The 19,312-nt window shown below is 36.4% G+C and carries 20 protein-coding genes; 4 read left to right on the top strand and 16 right to left on the bottom strand.

Features of this window, described 5'->3' with window-relative positions; genetic code table 11:
• The first annotated feature begins 108 nt into the window (after positions 1-108).
• Entirely contained in the window at positions 109-843 is a 735-nt protein-coding gene (locus BLR30_RS06850) for a DNA-binding domain-containing protein (protein ID WP_089856416.1), read from the top strand.
• Positions 844-939: 96 nt separating this feature from the next.
• Positions 940-1,140, top strand: coding sequence for a hypothetical protein (locus tag BLR30_RS06845; RefSeq protein ID WP_089856414.1), 201 nt, complete (start codon positions 940-942; stop codon positions 1,138-1,140).
• A 697-nt stretch (positions 1,141-1,837) separates the two neighbouring features.
• Here BLR30_RS06845 and BLR30_RS06840 read toward each other — a convergent pair.
• From BLR30_RS06840 to BLR30_RS06795, 10 genes are all read right to left on the bottom strand, one after another.
• Positions 1,838-2,473 (bottom strand): carbonic anhydrase family protein, encoded by a 636-nt coding sequence (locus BLR30_RS06840; RefSeq protein ID WP_089856412.1) that lies wholly within the window; start codon positions 2,471-2,473, stop codon positions 1,838-1,840.
• A 50-nt stretch (positions 2,474-2,523) separates the two neighbouring features.
• Positions 2,524-4,116, bottom strand: coding sequence for a SulP family inorganic anion transporter (locus tag BLR30_RS06835; RefSeq protein WP_089856410.1), 1,593 nt, complete (start codon positions 4,114-4,116; stop codon positions 2,524-2,526).
• 137 nt (positions 4,117-4,253) lie between these two features.
• Positions 4,254-4,553: a hypothetical protein gene (locus tag BLR30_RS06830; protein WP_089856408.1), complete on the bottom strand. Its 300-nt coding sequence runs from the start codon at positions 4,551-4,553 to the stop codon at positions 4,254-4,256.
• Positions 4,554-4,573: 20 nt separating this feature from the next.
• Complete coding sequence (locus tag BLR30_RS06825; protein ID WP_089856406.1) at positions 4,574-5,242, bottom strand: carbonic anhydrase; 669 nt, start codon at positions 5,240-5,242, stop codon at positions 4,574-4,576.
• 250 nt (positions 5,243-5,492) lie between these two features.
• A complete protein-coding gene (locus BLR30_RS06820) occupies positions 5,493-6,044 on the bottom strand; it encodes a serine acetyltransferase (protein WP_089856404.1) in 552 nt (183 codons plus the stop codon).
• Between the two features lie 10 nt (positions 6,045-6,054).
• Complete coding sequence (locus BLR30_RS06815; RefSeq protein ID WP_175443615.1) at positions 6,055-7,206, bottom strand: glycosyltransferase; 1,152 nt, start codon at positions 7,204-7,206, stop codon at positions 6,055-6,057.
• Positions 7,207-8,400, bottom strand: coding sequence for a glycosyltransferase (locus BLR30_RS06810; RefSeq protein WP_089856402.1), 1,194 nt, complete (start codon positions 8,398-8,400; stop codon positions 7,207-7,209).
• Positions 8,400-9,239 (bottom strand): glycosyltransferase family 2 protein, encoded by an 840-nt coding sequence (locus tag BLR30_RS06805; protein ID WP_089856400.1) that lies wholly within the window; start codon positions 9,237-9,239, stop codon positions 8,400-8,402. Before BLR30_RS06805 ends, BLR30_RS06810 begins: the two co-directional genes overlap by 1 nt.
• Positions 9,240-9,251: 12 nt before the next feature.
• A complete protein-coding gene (locus tag BLR30_RS06800; protein ID WP_089856398.1) occupies positions 9,252-10,070 on the bottom strand; it encodes a glycosyltransferase family 2 protein in 819 nt (272 codons plus the stop codon).
• Between the two features lie 61 nt (positions 10,071-10,131).
• Positions 10,132-10,686 (bottom strand): acyltransferase, encoded by a 555-nt coding sequence (locus BLR30_RS06795; RefSeq protein WP_089856396.1) that lies wholly within the window; start codon positions 10,684-10,686, stop codon positions 10,132-10,134.
• 91 nt (positions 10,687-10,777) lie between these two features.
• On the opposite strand from BLR30_RS06795, the gene BLR30_RS06790 reads away from it, so the two are divergent.
• The gene (locus BLR30_RS06790; RefSeq protein WP_089856393.1) at positions 10,778-11,548 is read left to right on the top strand and encodes a class I SAM-dependent methyltransferase; all 771 of its coding nucleotides are present in this window, start codon (positions 10,778-10,780) and stop codon (positions 11,546-11,548) included.
• 23 nt (positions 11,549-11,571) lie between these two features.
• Entirely contained in the window at positions 11,572-12,594 is a 1,023-nt protein-coding gene (locus BLR30_RS06785; RefSeq protein ID WP_139164600.1) for an acyltransferase family protein, read from the top strand.
• An 11-nt stretch (positions 12,595-12,605) separates the two neighbouring features.
• Here BLR30_RS06785 and BLR30_RS17570 read toward each other — a convergent pair whose 3' ends face one another.
• From BLR30_RS17570 to BLR30_RS06755, 6 genes are all read right to left on the bottom strand, one after another.
• Complete coding sequence (locus BLR30_RS17570; protein ID WP_139164599.1) at positions 12,606-13,373, bottom strand: hypothetical protein; 768 nt, start codon at positions 13,371-13,373, stop codon at positions 12,606-12,608.
• A 560-nt stretch (positions 13,374-13,933) separates the two neighbouring features.
• A complete protein-coding gene (locus tag BLR30_RS06775; RefSeq protein ID WP_089856387.1) occupies positions 13,934-14,872 on the bottom strand; it encodes a glycosyltransferase family 2 protein in 939 nt (312 codons plus the stop codon).
• A gap of 2 nt (positions 14,873-14,874) precedes the next feature.
• Positions 14,875-15,813: a glycosyltransferase family 2 protein gene (locus BLR30_RS06770; RefSeq protein ID WP_089856385.1), complete on the bottom strand. Its 939-nt coding sequence runs from the start codon at positions 15,811-15,813 to the stop codon at positions 14,875-14,877.
• Positions 15,813-17,609: an asparagine synthase (glutamine-hydrolyzing) gene (asnB, locus tag BLR30_RS06765; protein WP_089856383.1), complete on the bottom strand. Its 1,797-nt coding sequence runs from the start codon at positions 17,607-17,609 to the stop codon at positions 15,813-15,815. The genes BLR30_RS06770 and asnB overlap by 1 nt, the downstream gene beginning before the upstream one ends.
• Before the next feature lie 53 nt (positions 17,610-17,662).
• Positions 17,663-18,331 carry an NAD-dependent epimerase/dehydratase family protein gene (locus BLR30_RS06760; protein ID WP_089856381.1) on the bottom strand — a complete coding sequence of 223 codons (669 nt, stop codon included), beginning with the start codon at positions 18,329-18,331 and terminating at the stop codon, positions 17,663-17,665.
• 38 nt (positions 18,332-18,369) lie between these two features.
• Complete coding sequence (locus tag BLR30_RS06755) at positions 18,370-19,311, bottom strand: glycosyltransferase family 2 protein (RefSeq protein ID WP_089856379.1); 942 nt, start codon at positions 19,309-19,311, stop codon at positions 18,370-18,372.
• Between the last annotated feature and the right edge of the window lies 1 nt (position 19,312).

The following is a 19,312-nucleotide window of genomic DNA, read 5'->3' as shown; positions in this document are numbered from 1 at the left end:
AAATATCAGTTAAAATGAAAATCTGTAAATAAGTCAAGCTCTGAAAATAATTTATGAATGATGACACTTTAAAGCAGATACAACGAATAATAATTAAAAAATAAAACAATGGCAAACATACTTCACAGAATCAAAGCGTATCTCTACGATAACACTTTAACCAAAGACAATCCCAACGATTTTACGGCGCGCACGGTGAGCGAGCGAAGCCTCAATGTACAACAAATCTGTCAGGCAGCGGTATCCCGTGGCGGTGCAGATATCTCTGCCTCTTCAATGGAACACGCCACCGAACTTTTCCTGAAAGAAATGGCCTACCAGCTATGCGACGGCTTTTCGGTGAATACAGGGTATTTCACCGCAAGCACCACCATCCGCGGGGTGTTTGATAGTCCGTCGGAGACGTTTAACAAAGACAAACACAGCATTATCTTCCAGTTCAACCAGGGAGAAAAGCTGAGAGCAGAGATTCCTAATATTGAAGTCAATATTCTTGGCGTAGCAGAATCTTCTGCGGTGATCCTACAGGTAACGGATGTAAAGAGTGGTTCGGTAAATGACCTTCTTACGCCGGGCAGAAACCTGAAGATTGTAGGAAGCAAGATTAAAGTAACCGGTGATGATTCTTCGGTAGGAATCTATTTTGTAGATGCCACAACACAGGCTAGAACCAAAGTAGATTCTTCCGATATCGTTACCAACAATCCTTCGGAGATTATCCTGGTAATTCCTGAATTAGCAGCGGGAACTTATAACCTGGAAATTGTGACTCAGTTCACCGACAGCAGTATGCTGAAGCAACCCAGAACAGCATTACTTGATAAGCCTCTTACGGTAGAGTAATTTCAGACCGGACGGTGCCACTCGTACTGTCCGGTCAATGCCATCCGTACTGTCCGTTCACTGACACTCGGGCGAACCGCTCAGTGCCACAGGTACGTGTGGGGTGGTGTCACGGATGTGAACCATTCCAAAATAAAATTTAAGATTTATTCAACAGCTCCGGCTTGGGAAGGTTTCCCGGCCGGAGTTTTGGCTTCGGCTCCGCTCAGCCAACTTTGTGTGGGAGGATTTTGGGGGAGAGTGGCTTCGAGAGCCTCAGCCACCTTACTTGGAGAGTTTGAAGGTTTGAGAATGTGAGCGGTGAAGAGTTTTAGGTGTCACAGAAATTCTCCTCCTCTGGAGGGGTGGCGAAAATTCAGAATGAATTTTTGACGGGGTGGTTCTAATAAGATTTTCATAAAAACCGCAATTATAACCATTCCGATTGTCATCCCGTAGGGATCTAAGCACGAATCTTTCCATGCTGACTTTAAGAGCTTTGCCGAGATTCCTACCGGAATGACAAAGTGCGTGTTTTAGTGTTTGAGAGTCTTAGAGTGAGAGTGTTGGAAAATTGAAGCAGGTGCAAAAATTTCCCTCGTTGGACGGGGAGGTTTAAGAAGACCGTCACAGAATAACCAGCATTATAACTTTCTTGCGAACCCTAGCGTTAAAGTAGTGGTATAGAGAAGCCTGAGACCACTCGAATACTCTCGGTGTAAAGGAGTTTGGCTTCGGCTCCGCTCAGCCGCCTTTTAGTGGGAGAGTTTTAGGGTTTGAGAGTCTGAGTGTTTTAGTGTGGGGGTGGCGTTTTAGAGTGTACGAGTATAGAAATCTATTGAGTATTCATCGAAATACTACGAAGCCTTCGACGGACTCAGCCTGGCACCGCAAATGAAAAAAAGCCATCAATCACGATGGCCTTCAGATGTACTTTTAAAAAGTAGTTTCCAATTTATCTAACTATAACATATTTGGTAGTTCTGCGTTCTGTCAGGAGACAGAAGATTGATGTTTACAACCAGGTTACAACACCGGTTTCAACATCATAATTAGCGCCTACAATCTTGATCTTACCGTCCTGCTCAAGCTTTCTGAGCGTAGAACTCTGCTTACGGATATCGTCAATCGCACTTTTTACATTCTGATGATTCAGTCTCTCCAACAGTGAACTGTTTGCTGAAGAACGTTCTTCACCATCTTCTATCACCTCTTTGATGATCGGATCAAAATGGTTGATAAGGTGGTTTAGGTTATCCATTCCAAGACCTTCGATTTGTGCGGCATCCAGTCCGCCTTTTAATGCACCACATTTGGTATGTCCCAATACGACAACCAGTTTGGAGCCGGCTACATTACATCCGAATTCCATAGATCCCAGGATATCCTGATTCACGAAATTCCCGGCAATTCTGATACTGAAAATATCTCCCAGTCCCTGATCGAAAATAAGCTCTGCGGAAGTACGGCTGTCGATACAGCTTAAAACCACTGCAAAAGGCCATTGCCCTTCACGGGTTGCATTTACCTGCTCCAGAAGATCTCTGTTGGCTTTCAGGTTATTGACAAATCTCTGGTTTCCTTCTTTTAAAAACTCTAATGCTCTTTCAGGTGTAATGGTGGATTGAGTTTCGTGAGTATGTGCTTTCATATAATTTATTTATATTTTTAAAGTTAAAAAATTGTATTAAACAATGAGCCTTACATGGCTCTTTTGTGGGTGACTACGATATGAGAATTTTCGTCTCTTTCATAGTCTCTGTATGACGTTTTGAACCCTAAGAGTTCTACATTGATGTCTTCTTCTTTAGCCCTGATATTGGCAAAATCCTGAATCATCTCTAAAACATCGGTAGCAATATAAGACGTTCCCCTAGCATCGATGATTACCGTAGAATTGGACTTTATATTCTTCAATGTTTTCTTAATGGCTGCTTTATTAAGGAATGAAACTTCCTCAGCCAGTTTGATACTGATCCCGTCTGCATCATCAAGCTTTTCCCTGCTAAGATAATACGCTCTTTTCATATTTCCCTGCAAAATGTAGAAAACGGATATAGCCAGCCCGATTCCTACTCCTTTCAACAAATCTGTTGCCACAACAGCCACAACAGTAGCCACAAACGGAATAAACTGGAATTTGCCCAGATGCCAGAAATGTTTGAAAGTCGCCGGCTTCGCCAGTTTGTATCCCACCAAGATCAATACGGCTGCTAAGGTCGCAAGAGGAATAAGATTCAGTATAAACGGGATAGATAATACACATATTAAAAGGAGGACACCGTGGATGATAGCAGATAATTTTGACGTTGCTCCCGCGTTGGCATTGGCAGAACTTCTTACCACTACTGAAGTCATCGGAAGTCCACCGATAAATGAGCTCACCAGGTTTCCGATTCCCTGCGCTTTAAGCTCAAGGTTGGTATCTGTAATTCTTCTCTGCTGATCCAGCCTGTCGGATGCTTCAATACAAAGAAGGGTTTCAATAGACGCTACAATCGCAATGGTAGCCCCGGCGATCCAGACTTTCGGATTGGCAAATCCTGCGAAGTCGGGAAGGGTGATAAGATTTTTAAAATCATCCAGAGATTGCGGAACCGGAAGAGACACCAGATGTTGGGTCTCTATAGCCAGTGAACTTCCTGTCGCTTTGAAGATTTCATTAAGGACGATTCCTGCAACCACTGCTACAAGAGCTCCCGGAAGCATTTTTATTCTTTTTAAAGCATGAACTTTATCCCAGATAATTAGAATGGATATAGAAACCAGGGTTACAACGATTGCACCCGGATGAATAGCTCCTAATAATTCTGAGAAATAACCGAAGTTCAGTCCGTTGTCGAAAATCGATTGATGGCCTTCGTAATCTTTATCAAATCCCAATGCGTGGGGAATCTGCTTTAAAATAATGATGATCCCGATGGCCGCAAGCATTCCCTCAATAACGTTATTGGGAAAGTAATTGGAAATACTTCCTGCTCTTACAAATCCCAGAATTAACTGGATAACGCCTGCAATAATTCCTGCGCAAAGAAAAATATTAAATGCACCGAGATCGGTAATGGCTGTAAGAATAATCGCCGTTAATCCGGCCGCCGGACCCGATACCGAGATGTTGGAGTTACTTATTGAGCCTATTACAAGACCTCCCACGATACCCGCAATAATCCCGGATAAGGGTGGTGCTCCTGATGCCAGCGCAATCCCTAAACAAAGGGGTAGCGCTACTAAAAATACGACGAGTCCTGAAGGGAAATTCTCCTTTATTCCTCCTATTAATGATGTTTTTTTCATGATATCAAACTGCTGTGAATTGAACTGATTTATCTATAAATCAATTGCATAAGATTGGAAATTTAATTTTATAATAGTACATGAGTATCCGATATCAGAATTTGATATGCATACATGTAAAAAGCCGATTATAAGAATTAAGCTTCCGGAGGCGGAGAAAATATGGTGAGTAAAGGTGACAGATGAAAGGAATCATCTACCAGCACAAAAGATCTTTCTTCCAGGGAGATTTCGGAGAATTTAAGGTAATCGAAAACATCCAGGGTTTTTGGAAGTGCCTTTTCGTAAACAATAAAAGATGATGGGTGAGAATGTGGTTCTTCTTCAGTGATTACAACATTCGTTCCTGTGAGATCCCAGCCGAAAACCGAGGCAATACCCGGTAAAGCCGTGAAGTTCAGAAAAAACAATAATGTAATAATACTCCAGAGTTTCATTTCACATTTTTTTAGAAAACCTATTTGGTCTTTCTGCTCATTACCCAGTCAGAACTCGTAAGGTTGTAGATCTTTTGGATGTCTTTGAGAATTTTCTCAAAATCGATCTCCAGATCAATGATCTTACCTGTTCTGAGGTCAAATACCCACCCGTGAACAACAGGATACTCTTCTAAGATGTACCGTTCCTGTACACAGGCCATTTTGACAACGTTGATGCACTGCTCCTGAACATTAAGCTCAACAAGTCTGTCATAACGCTTGCCTTCATCCGTGATAGAATCCAGTTCGCTCTGATGAAGTCTGTAAACATCGCGAATGTTTCTAAGCCATGGATTCAGCAATCCGAGATCCTCAGGTGTCATGGCTGCCTTTACTCCGCCGCAGTTGTAATGGCCACAGACAATAATATGCTTTACTTTGAGATGTTCTACAGCATACTGAATAACCGCCGTGGAACTCATATCCAAAGTATTGACAATATTGGCAATGTTTCTGTGGACGAAAACTTCGCCGGGCTTGGCTCCCATCAGTTCTTCTGCTGTTGCCCTGCTGTCTGAACATCCGATATACAGATATTCGGGAGTTTGGGTCTTTGCAAGATCCTGAAAGAAATTGGGGTTGTCTGCCAATTTGGATTCTACCCATTTTCTGTTGTTTTCAAAAATAACTTTGTACGATTGTGACATAATTTAATATCTATAATTATTTATTTCGTGTAAATTATTTTCAAAATCAATAGACTAAATCAATAACACTACAAAAATAGAATATTTGATGAAAAAGCAAATACTTTTAACAAAGTTTAATATTAAAATATGCTTAAAATCATGCTTTCTATCCTATTCCTAGGCAAATTGCAATTCATAAAAGATACACGTGATGTATATTTTGGATAAAATTACAAACAATTCATAGAAAATCAATATTAAATTAAGATTAGATTTTATGATTGATATATCCTTTCGTCGCAGTTTCTGAAGGATATATGATGCCCGGGTTTCCCATGACAACAGAATGCGAAGGAACATTAAAATTGACATACGCATTCGGGGCAATAAGCACGTTGTTACCAATCGTGATTCCTCCTACAATTACAGCATTTGTGCCGATCCATACCTCATCACCTATTACAGGGAAGCCTGCATTTTTACCCCGGTTTTGCTGTCCGATGGTAACGCCTTGTGCGATATTGCAGTTTTTCCCGATTTTCACTTTGGGATTGATGACCAATGCACCCCAATGTCCCAGATAAAGACCTTCACCGATTTCCGTTTCCGGATAGATCTGATAACCGTATTTGATCTGATAATGCCTGAGCAGCATTTTCCAGAATAAATTTAAAATTGGTGTTTTCCTGTATTTCTGTGCTTTTCTGAAAATATAAATAAAATGCAGGTTCGGATTTATGCATCGGACAATAATCTGTAATCCGGAAAGCCATTTTCCGCTTTCCCTGTAAAAATCTTTTTGAATGGTAGAATGAGCCATGGCAATTTATTTATATATAATCAATGATTTCCTGAAGATGCTGTACGGATTTTTCCAGAGTAAAAGGAAGTTCGGACTGTTCAATTCTCTTTTTGTATTCTTCAGCGACACTTTTATCGGTAAGAAACTTTTTCATACCCTCATAAATTCCCTCTTCAGAATTTGTGGTGATGTTTCCCAGCCTGCCGTCCTGAAGAAGATCCCGTATTCCGGAAACATCAGTTGCAGAAACAGGCTTGTGGAAGATGAGAGCTTCCGCAATAACCGTAGGAAAACCTTCATGCCTGGAAGATAATACATAGAAATCCGCTTTTTTCAGGTAAGGATAAGGATTGCTGGTGAATCCAAACATTTTAGCTGTTTCTTGAATTCCTAATCTGTTAAGCTGATCCTGAATAGTATCAAAATCGTAGCCGTCGCCGATAATAAGCAGCTGATGTTTTAATCCTTCATCGATGAGTCTTTTATGTACATTCAGCAGTCGGTCGTACCCTTTTTGTGGAAATATTGTACCAATGCTTATAAATGTTGGAAGACTTTCTGTAAAAGGAAAATTATGAATTTTAACATCTGCTTTTCTTAGTGTCTCATTCCGGTCAATCGGGTTAAATATTTTGATGACAGCCGTTTTCTCATCTTCGTTTTGTGCCAGATCGTACATCCCGTCGCGGATTTTATTGGAGATAACAAGAATCCTGTCATATCTGAAAAATTTACGAATTATCTTAGGAGTATAACCTCGTATACTGAAAATGTCGTTATGCACCCAGATGATTTTTTTTGAATTTTTCTGCGGGCTTGAAAGTATTTCTTTATAAAGACCATGAATGCCTGCGATCTCTACGTCGTATTTTTTATTTTTTAAAATGAATCTGTAAAGCAGAAAAGGAAACCAAAGAAACATTTTTTCATAAAGAACCCTCAACGCTTTTATAGGAATATCTTTAGGTCTGTTGGTCGTTATCATCTCACCTTTTATCAGGTAGTAAAGATTTATCCAGGAAGGAACTTCCTTTATGTATATTCCGGAGTATAGATTCAGGAGAAGATCAATTTCATATTTATCCGGAGGGATATTTTTCAGAAAATTAATTAATACCTTTTCTGCCCCGCCGTGGCGCAATGAACCGATACGGATAAGAATTTTTTTCTTTTTTATCATTTATATTGTATTGATCTGATTTAAACGATTAGGACTTTCTTTTCCGACAAGGTTTTCAATGATTTCTTCTACTGCATCAAAAATCTTCTGATTGTCGAATTTACTTTCAATATTGATAAGATTTTTTTGAATATTTTCTAAAAGATCTCTGTTGGTGAGAAACTCCTTAATTCCGTTGTATAAGCCTTCCTGAGAGGATTCTGTGAGGTATCCGTTCGTTGAATGTTCAACCATTTCAGGTACACCGCCTACTGCTGTTGCTACAATAGGTTTCTGAAGAATCAATGTTTCTGCAATAATGAGCGGCCAGCCCTCGCTTTCAGAGGGCATAATGTAGAAGTCTGCATTTTTCACATACGGATATGGATTCATTTGAGTGCCGAGAAGCTTGAAAGAATTTCCGACTCCCAGTTCATCAATTCTCTTAGAAAGCAATTCATAGTCTTCGCCATTTCCAATCACATAAATATGGTGGGTATAACCATCGGCTAAAAGTTTTTGGTGTGCTTCGAGAAGCGTTCTGTATCCCTTCCTGATATGCAGTCTTCCTACTGAGACAAAGGTGGGAAAGTCCTCAAATTCTGGGATAAAAGCCTGTGCTTTCTTCTTTAGCTCCTCGATCGGAATGGCATTGAGTATCACTTTTCCGGGAGGGAATTGTACATCGGGATATTTTTCATTCAAAACATCTTTGCACTGTTGAGAACCATAAATGATATAATCAAACTGCTTCATGCTGTTGAAGATATCGTCACGGTACGCGTCAAAAGAAGGAAGTGTAAGATCTGAATGAAGCCAGGCAATTTTTTTTGAATTTTTATTGCTTGAATTCAGGACCGTTTTGTAAACCGCATAGGTTGTTGCAATTTCCACATCGAATTTGTCTTTCAGGATGCGATCTGCAATTGACGAATCTTTACTGGCTTTGTTAAGCCTGAATCTTCTTATTATCAACTGTATTTTTCGGATCATTGAATTTTTTGAAAGATCTTCCCTACCTTCTGCGATATATACTTTCCTGATGTGGGAAGGAAATTCATTTCTTAGTTCTCCCTGATTGATATTAAGGCATATGGTAAGCTCAAACTTATCTCTGTTGAGGTTATTGAGCATGCTTAAAACAACCTTTTCCACCCCTCCCATTTCCATGGAGCGATGCCTGAACAGAACTTTTATTTTATCTTTTTTCATCATTAGCTAAAAATTTGCTGAATATAAAGGGTTGCCTTTTTCTTTATTTTTGAAAGAAAGTTGTTCTGATATTCAAGAAGGCTATAGATTTCATCTGCATTTCTGAATTCATGCGGTACAGGTCTTCCATTGATTTTTTCTAAATTTCTCCGTTTCATTGCATTGAAAATTACTTTTGCAAAATATTCTCTTGATTTCGGTTTATTTTCATTTTGTGAAATTCCGCCTGAGTGCATTCGGTACAGATAATTCGGCTCATTGATAAAATGCACTTTTCCTTTTTCATACATTTTAAGGTAAAGATCCTGATCTTCCGCAATTTTCATAGAAGAGTCTATCTTTTCTGTCTGGTTGTAGATTTCTTTTTTAAACGTAACAAAATGAGCAATTTCGATAGGACTGTTAAAAAAATATCGAGACTTATTAATAACCTGTTTTCCGCCATTGAAAACTTCCTGAGGATTAAGATTCTCATCACACTTTGTAAAAAGCGAATAAGTAAGCACGACTTCCGGTTTCTTTTTATATAGATTTATGCAGGAAGAAATAGCTGTAGGTAGTATGGCATCATCCGGATCTACAAAGCCACAGATTTCTCCCTCGGCGAGCTCTATCAATCTACTTTTGGTAATTCCGACACCACTGTTTTCTTCACTATAATAAATTTTGAACCGTTCGTCATTTCCTACAATTTTTTTAATGACTTCTACAGAATCGTCTGTGGAAGCGTCATCAAGAATCACGGCTTCCCAGTTCTGATGCTTTTGGTTCAGAATAGATTGATAACAGTCTTTAAAGTGTTTGCCGTTATTGTAATGGGCGATTAATATCGAAAATTTCATTATTTGTGTTATTTACGGGATAATGTTATACGATTTGCGGATAATTTTGAAAAATAGAGTGTTGCGTTTTTTATATAAGTAAGATGGAAGATTTTTGATTTCGTCAATATTTTTATTAAAAATCTTCCTGAGCTCTCTTCTTTTGAGTGCATCATAAAGTACGAGGTGCCAGTTTTTATATAAATTTTCTTTATTGTTTTTATTTTGCGAAATCCCGTTTTCATGAATTCGATACAGATACAGCCCTTTTTTTATAAAATGAAAGTCCCCTTCTTCATACAATTTTAGATATAAATCCTGATCGACAGAAGATGTTAAATGTTCATTTATTTTATCAGTTTTTTCGTACTCAGTTTTCCGGAAAGTAAAAAAATGGTTTACTTCAAAATCAAGATTCAGGAATTTTTTTTGCTTGTTTTTTACTTTCCTTGAGTTAGCAAATAGTTTTTGCGGAATGAGATCTGAAGAACAAATATAAAATTGAGAATAAGCAGCAATGATATTTTTATTCTTGAATACTTCAATACTTTCTTCTAAAGCATCGGGAACTAAAGCATCATCAGGATCCAAAAATCCTAATATATCGCCTGTAGCAAGTTCTGCACATTTTTTTTTAGTATATCCTACGCCTTTATTATTTTCATTTTTATAAAAGAAAAATCTTTCGTCGTTCGCAATCAACCTTTTGATGGCCTGTTTTTCAGATTCCTTAGAGCAGTCATCAACAATAATTACTTCAAAATTGTGATAGGTTTGTTTTATGATGCTATGAAAGCAATCTTTAAAAAAAGTAGCATTATTATAATGGGCAATAAGTATTGAAAATTTCATTTATTTATGCTTAATTGTTATAAAAACAGGATTTGGTTTCTTTGCATTCAGGTATTGTAGATTACAAACCTTTAGTGACGGGCTTGCTGATAAGATCCTGATGGTTTATAATAATGGTATTAGGTGATACATCTTTATAGATTACACATCCCGCACCTATGATGCAGTTATCTCCTATAGTAACTCCTTTTAGAACCGTAACATTACTTCCAAGCCAACAATTGCTTCCAATTTTTATCGGAGCAGTTTTGAATTTATCAGGATAAACTTTAAATGTGGGGTCTGTTTCATAACGATGGTTGTGATCGTACAGTTTTACGTTTTCCCCAAATAATGTATTGTTTCCTATGGATATACTTTCAAGGCAATTAATAGAACAGAAATTATTCATGAAAAAATCTTGTCCAATCTCAAGGGATGCGTTCTGTTGAACAAAAATATGAATGAAATTTCTCAATGAAGCAGAATTTCCTATGGTAAGCTTTTTAATATCGTGATGAAGTACAAAATGATTGTAATTTCCTAGTTTAAGGTCTTTAAAGGAAACTTTTTTATGTTTTTTGAGGAGATAGATCTGGTTTTTTCTCTGAATTTTCTCGAAAATTTTGAAAGCCATTGGTGTAAATTTTTCGTCATATTTGTATTACAAATATAATCGTTTTGTGTAATTAAAAAAAATATATATTTTTGTTTTCAAATTTAACACAATGAGTGAAATATCAAGAGTTCTCAAAACATTTGTTGCCTATCTCAAAAGGCCTGATCTCTATCCCGAGCTGGGAAGAAAAATCATTAAAAATACAGTAAACCGAAAGAGTGCTTTCAAAGGAAAAGAAAAAACAAATTCCTGGGCTGCTTCGGTTGCAATTTCCCAGAAAGAAGCAGTTTTTAAGCTTTTCGCCATAAATATTGAAGACTTCAGAGATCAGTATGCTGAAGTTTTGCAATCTGCAAACCGCAGAGAGAGAGAATGCCCTATTAAAATGGGCGGCCCTGGAGCATTGGAACTTATCTACTATGCTTGTGAATTTACTAAAGCAGAAAATATGATTGAAACAGGTGTTGCTTACGGTTGGTCTTCTCTGGCTGCATTGCTCTCTTTAGAGAAAAGAAACGGGACTTTGTACAGCTCGGATATGCCTTATCTTGCACAGGATGGCGATCAGTATGTAGGATGCATTGTTCCCGAGAATCTTAAAAAACACTGGAAATTATTCCGTTTTGCGGATAAGGAATCTTTACCGAAAATCTTTGCTGAATGTTCTTCTTTTGATGTTCTACACTATGATTCCGATAAAAGCTATAATGGCAGAATGTGGGCATACAACGAAGTGTATGGCAAACTTAAATCGGGTGCGGTGTTCATAAGTGATGATATAGGTGACAATTCCGCATATCAGGATTTCTGTGAAAAAAATAATATTGAAACGACTGTGGTAGAATATGAAGGAAAATATATCGGAGTCTTTGTGAAATAGACTTTTAGATGTATTTTTGATCCGTGAAAATAGGTCAGATTACATTTACCCGATTTGTCGCTGCCATGGCGATCGTTATTTCTCATTTTAATAAAGATTTATTTTTATATAAAATCCCTTATATCTCTGATGTTTTCTTAAAGGCAAACGTCGGAGTAAGCTATTTTTTTATTCTTTCGGGTTTTATCATGATTGTTGCTTATCACAGAAAGGCCAGAATTGATTATAAAGATTTTTACAGAAACAGATTTGCCAGAATTTCCCCTTTGTATGTGGTAGGATTACTGCTGTATCTTGTGACCAGATATTCTGATTTTAGTTTTTATAAAGCTTTTTTATACCTTTTGGGCATTCAGAGCTGGATACCGGGAAAAGCCCTTGTTCTTAATTTTCCGGGATGGTCGATCTCCGTAGAATTTTTATTTTATCTTCTATTCCCTTGGCTGTACAATTATTTTTATTCAAAAGGGAATAAAAGCATATGGGTTATTGCTGTTTTAATCTGGATAGGAACTCAGTTTTTTACAAATCTTTATGTCGATTCCCATGCATATAAAGGACCGCATACGATGAGTCATGAATTCAGCCATTATTTCCCTATGTGGCATGTCAATGAGTTTTTGATTGGAAATCTGGCCGGCTTATTTTTTGTGAACAACCGTAAGAAAAAGAATTACGATATTGCCATTGCTTTAATTTTTATAGGAATTTTACTATCCTTGATTTTTATTCCGCTTAATTTTCATAATGGTTTAATGGCATTACTTTTTGTTCCGTTGATTTATTTGATTTCCTGTAATAATGGGCTGCTGACAAAAGTATTTTCCTTAAAACCTTTGGAATTTCTTGGGGAAATTAGTTATGCTATCTATATTATCCATATTCCCGTGCTGTATATTTTGAGGTCTGTTTTGTGGGATTATTTTCAGATATATCAGAGCAATACCGTATTCTGGATTTACCTGATAGTTCTGATGGTTGTATCAGCATTTTTTTACCGTTTTATCGAAAAGCCGACAAGAGATTATTTGAAAAGAAAAGCTTAAATTCATTAAGTTTATGGTTTACCTGTAATATCAGATGTACGAATATAATATTCAAATTCATGATGATCTGTAGCGTTAGATTCTATTATCTGGTAGTTTTTATCAATAAGAATTGCTTTGAAAAGCAACAATCTGGCATCATTTCTCTCATTATTATCATTTATATTTTTGTAAATGATAAACATTTTTTTATCTCTGGATGAGCTGTCAATTAATTTTTCATATCGAGAAATGTAAGTTTTGATGTTTTCAGAATAAATAAGCACCGTAACAGAATTAAATATAAGAATACCGATAATCAATATTTTAATATAGTTGATCGTATTCTTTGGCAAGTTAATAACAATAAAAAGGATGAGATATAAATAAGCATTACTCTGAATACGGATAGAATCATCAATATAAGTTATATAATAACTGTAAAAAAGACTTACGAGAATACCGCCGAATCCGAAAAGTAAATATATACTAAAATCACTTATTTCCTTTTTTTTAATTAATGCATATAATACAGGAAAAAAAATCATTCCTAAACCTACATACATATGGAAGAAGGATATTTTAGCTAATATTCCTTTATGGAGTATTGCATTAAAGATGCTGAAATTCTTACCAATAGAGAAAATCATTTTCGGAACAAAAGCACTGAAAAATTCAATATGTTTTACTTCAAGATGACTTCTCTTTCCAAAGATATATCCGCAGTATAAATAATTAATTATTAGATATATAATAATTCCGAGTGCAGATAATGTAGCAGTATTTAAAAAAGATCGCAAAGAATATTTTTTCTTTAAAGTGATATAAAACATAAAAAGTATTGACACTGCAAATATGAATATTCCGGAGAACCGTACTGAAACCAGCAAGAAGAATAAAAAGAATAAAGTAATTGAACTTTTTGCACTAAACCCGCTATCTATAATTTTAGATATGATATAAATAATAATATAATTGATGAAAAAATATAAAGGCTCAGAAATGCTGTAAGAATAAAAGTTTATTAAAGGATAAAATGAAAAAACAATTAAAGTTTGAGAAAAGTAAAATTTCTTTCGGTACGAAAAAATAATAATTCCGAGATATGAAAACAAATTAATCAGTTTGGATGCGGAAAAAAGACTTCCAGTAATAAAACTTAATGTTTTAATCGTTAAGGGATAACCTAACGGAAAATTAACTTTATACTTCCAGAAATCATTTGCCTGATTAAAATATTGAATACTGTCCGGGGTAAGCATCCCTGAAGAGTAAACCAACCGTATGTATATGAACATAAGAGAACAGGAAATGACCAAAAAGTCTAACAAAGTATTTTTACTTTTCATAAAAAGAATTATTACATCAAATCCCGTCTGAAATTAATATTATATAATCCGGAACGGATGCTCGGGTAATCAGTGACCAAATATTTTAAAATCATAAACCACTTCTTAAAAAAAGGAGCTATAGCAATTTCAAAACTGCGGGTCATTCTTTTGATATGGATTTTAACGTCATCAGGAATAGCTGCTTCTCCTTCTGCCCAATCATTAACTTCTCTCCAAAGCATGACTCTCGTGGTGGCAGGATTTATTTTTCGAGTATCCACTTTTGTAATCCGGTTATTTTCATGAACACCTCTCATGGCAATGGGCTCATTTAATATCCCGGGATAGAGATTCGTGAAAAATGACAACCGGAACAGAAATTCAGTATCCTGATGCAGTCTTAATGTTTTTTTGAAAAAAGTATCCAGCTTGTATAATGCATTTTTACGAATCGTTAATGTATCCAGATGGATCAGCCCAAAACTACCTTTCATACCCAACTGTCCTGGAAAAACATCTTCGGGCTTGTGTTTTTTATATATTGTAGTTAATCGGTTTCCAAATACTTTATAGTAATCGGCCTTCGCTTTTTCGGAATAATAATGAACTCCCAGCGCCCCATATACCCCATCTACATTAAGCTTTTTAAATAATTCCTTCTCAGCGTCAAATCTGTTGGGCAAATAATAATCATCGGCATCAAGAAATGCGATGAAATCACCTGTAGCCTTTTCAATTCCGAGATTTCTTGAAGGTCCGGCACCATGATTCTCTTTATCCGGATGTTGAAAAAGTTTTACTCTATCATGAATCACTGCCAGTTTCCTGCAGATTTCAAGAGCATTATCCGGAGATTTATCTTCAATCAAAATAACTTCATAAACCTCAGAGAATTGAAGGGCAGATTCTACAGCCTGTGTCAAAAATTTTTCAGCATTATAGACAGGAATGATAACGGAAATTTTCATGATTATGATTTATAATAATTGTATCGGTATCTGGTTCTTAATATTTCGTAGTTCTTAATGACTTCCCAAACGATATTGAAATATTTTCTCAAACCCTTTTGTTGGGAAAGATCAAAAGACTTAAAGCTTAAATAAATCCTTTTTCGGTATTCTGAAGGTAAATTGTTGGTAACAGCCCAATGGTAGAGAGACTGCCACAAAATAAACTGTCTTTCATTATATTCCGGAGAATATTGAATAATCTTGGTAATTCTGTTGTTATCATGAACCCCTCTTATTGCGACCGCTTTATCAATAATACCCGATTTTAAATGACAGAAATAAGAAAGCTTTATATTAAAATCTGAATCCTGATGTACTCTTAGGTTTTCATTGAAGCGAAGGTTATATTTTTCAATTGCAGACTTTTTTATGGTGAGCGCATTCAAATGAAAAAACGTGCCGAAAATCTTTGGGGTAAGACTGAGCAAACCCCTGAAAACCTCCTCACCTTCGGCTGGATAGTTTACGGTGGTAAGAGGTATATCTTTAAATTTTGCCTGAAACTCCTGTCTGCCTTTTTCTGTAAGATATTCAACGCCGATAGCGCCGAACACACCATCAATTGCAGGATCTCTGAAAATTTCTTTATCCGCTTCAAACCTGTTGGGAAGATAATAATCATCAGCATCCAGAAAAGCTATAAAATTACCGGTAGCTTTTTCAATTCCCAGATTTCTAGAAGCTCCGGCACCATGATTTCCTTTATCATGATGTTGAAATAGTTTTATCCTGGAATTTCCTGAAGCTAATTTTTCACAGATTTCCAGTGAGTTATCTGTTGATTTGTCTTCAATCAGTAAAATTTCTTTCACTTCATCAAAATGCAGGGCAGATTGTACAGATTTTTCTAAAAACTGTGCTGCATTGTAAACCGGTATGATGACAGAAATATTGAGCATTATAAATATTTTTGGTTATTGTACGCCCAAAGCGCCAGTTGCAGTAAATTCCAGTGCTTATGATTCTCGTTAAGGAACTTTTGGGTCATTTTAAAATCAATATAATCGAATACTTTCTGAGCCGGATCTTTTAACAAGTCATCGGACAGTTTGATGAGGTTTTCTTCCTCAAACCAGCTTTTTACACTCATTCCAAAACCTTGTTTTTTTCGTTTTCTGATGTTTTCCGTCCAGTAAGATCCCATTGCTTCGCGGAGAATAATTTTATCATTTTTGTGATTGATTTTAAGATTTTCAGGAAGCTGAATGCAGAACTCGGCAAAATCTATATCAAGAAAAGGAGTTCGAACTTCCAGTGAATTCGCCATTGCCATCCTGTCAGATTTTACCATCATATTTCCCGGAACATATCCTTCAAGATCTATTCGCATAATATCATTGAGAGAACTGGTGTTGGGGGAAAAGCTAAATGACTGTTGGTAGTTTGCTGAAATTCCCAAGGCCGTTCTTTCTTCTTTATTGAATGCATTTCGTACAAAATTCTGATGAAAATCGAGTATATTTTCATATTCAAGGTTTTTCTGCGTTAAAAAGGAAACAGGTCTGAACTTTTGATATAACCTTAAACCAAATTTTGCAATGATGTTTTTATAACTGAAATGATTTCTCAATAAATTTTCAACTCTGTAAAAATCATACCCTCCGAAAAGTTCATCGCCTGCATCTCCGGAAAGAACAACCGTGAGCTTTTCTCTTGCATTTCTGCAAATTTCAAAATGAGGAATAAAAGATATATCTGAAAAAGGCTCATCAAAAAACGGAGATATTTTCAGCAATGATGTAGCCAGATCTTTTTTCTTTTCATGAACTTCAATATGATTGGTATGGTATTTTAAAGCAATTTCTTTTGCATATTTCAATTCGCTTTCTGCATGATCGTAACCAAAACTGATGGTAGTCTGTTGAGGCAAAAAATCCGCAACCAAAGCAACAATGGAAGAAGAATCCAGCCCGCCGCTCAGAAAACTTCCTACTTCAACATCCGCAACCAGTTGCTTTTGAACGGCTTTTTTAAGTAGATAATTAAATTCTTCTTTTGCTTCAGAAAGATTCAAAACTCTGTCTTTCACCGGAAGGCAGTAATATCTTGTTACGCAAATTTCACCATTTTTCCAGATGAGCTGGTGAGCCGGCGGCAACGTGTGGATGTTTTCATAAATGCTTTGATGACTACTCACATAACCGTGTTGCAGATAATATGATAGAGCTTCCTGATTTACCTTTGCCTGAATAAGTCCGGATGCAAGAATCGCCTTGATTTCCGAAGCGAAAATAAATTCATTGTTTCTTCCGATTGTATAATAGAAAGGTTTTTCCCCAAAACGGTCTCTGGCACAAAAAAGCTGTTGTCTTTCATTATCCCAAATGGCAAAAGCAAACATTCCAGGAAGTTCGTGGATAAGATTTTCCTGTTTCCTCTGATACATGGCCAATATTACTTCTGTATCTGAACTGCCGCGGTAAGGATAATCATGGTATTTGTTTTTAATATCCATATATCCGTAAATCTCTCCATTAAGTACGATGCATTCTTTTTTTGTAACTGAAAACATAGGCTGCTTTCCTGTCTCGGAAAGGTCAATGATGGAAAGCCTGCGATGGCCAAGAGCTGCATTGTCGTAAAATTCGGAATGTGAAGAATCGGGACCTCTATGAGCAATGGCATCGGTCATTTTTTGAAGTTCTTCCTTATAATTCTTTGCATTGTTGGCTATGATTCCTGCTATTCCGCACATAGGATGTATTTATTAATGAAGTTCATTTATACTTGATGTTTAAGTTCTATTTTTTATAAATAGTTTCTAAAAATTTTATCCAAATAATCTGATGGAGAAATATCTTTGAAATAATCTTTTACGATTATATCGAATTCCATATCATATAATGCCCCTTTTTCCACGGTTTCATAATTTGCTTTTTTAGCCATAAATATTTCCATTCTTTGTATAATTTCCAATGGTGTAAACTGATACGGATAAGCAAAATCGATACGTTGGTTATTAAAATGATTTAAAAAGGAATACACAAATTCTGCAATGTCATCGGCATCAACTAATATTCGACCTGCATTTTTATGAAGCGAAATTTTTTTACCGGTTTCAATAGCGTTTTTCAGAAAATTGATTAAAGTATTTGGATTTCCACCTTTTCCAACGGCGTTTCCTATTCTGAAAATTGTAAAATCATCTGAAATTTCAGAAATGAGATGTTCAATATTAATTTTATGCTGCACATATGGACTTGCAGATTTAGAACTATCATAAATGCTGCAGGTTGAAAAGTAAACCAGCTTCTTGTCTTTGTGATGATCTAGAGCAGAACGTAAAAGGGAAATTTCTCTTTCAAATTCAGCTCTGACCGTTTCCTGTGAGTTTGATACTCCCGAAGCGAAAAAAAGAACATCATCGCTGTCATGTTTTCGTAATGCATTAGCCAGCATGCCGTTTCCGATAATCATAATATTTGTGTTTTTAATTTTTATATCAGACAAGAATATCACTGATTGTTTTTGAGGGCATAATACCGATATCTTGTTTTTAAAAGTTTAGGGTTGAAAATGGTATATATGATGTAATTAAAATATTTTTCAATTCCTTTCATACAGGCGATTCTGGATGATAAATATTTATATCTGAAAACTTCAAGAGCTGTAGCAGGCATTTTCCGTTGTTTTTTACCCCACCGGTACAATGATTTAAAAACGAGTGACTGATGATAAAAATATTCCGAAGAATAGTTTCTGATTTTAGTGATCGTGTTATTCTCATGCCCTGTTCGTACAGCAACCGGCTCACTGATAAAGCCCGATTTCAGGTACGCCAGATAAGAAAGCTTAACGATAAAATCTTTGTCTTCCCCGATTTTCAGTTTTTCATTCAACCTCAGTCCCGTTCTTTGCAGAGCCGCCTTTCTGATGGTGAGGGCAATCATCGAAAAAAATGTTCCATGTTCTTTATTGATCTCAGACAGGCCTTCGAAAACCTCAAGACCTTCTGCTTCCTGATAAACCGTGGTAAGATTATCGTTAAGAAATTTTTCCAGGTATATTTCTTTTCCTTTTTCCGTTACAAATTCTGTGGAGATGGCTCCATAAACGCCTTCTATGTTAGGATTTTGAAAGTATTTTCTTTCAGCATCGAATCTGTTAGGAAGATAATAGTCATCAGCATCTAAGAAGGTGACGAATTCTGAAGTAGCCAGGTCCATACCCAGATTTCTGGAAGCGGATACGCCGTGGTTTTTTTGGTCTGCGTGCTGAAGAACTTTTACGATATCATGCTGTTGTGCCGCTTTTAAGCATATTTGGAAAGAATTATCTTTCGATCCGTCATCAATGAGCAGTATTTCTTTGACTTCGGGGAACTGTATCGCAGAATTCACGGCTTTTTCAACAAAAGCTTCTGCGTTATAAACCGGTATTATTACTGTAATGGTCATT

The sequence above is a fragment of the Chryseobacterium taeanense genome, assembly GCF_900099685.1.
Classification (GTDB): Bacteria; Bacteroidota; Bacteroidia; order Flavobacteriales; family Weeksellaceae; genus Chryseobacterium; species Chryseobacterium taeanense.
This window is presented reverse-complemented; position numbering and strand designations above follow the sequence as displayed.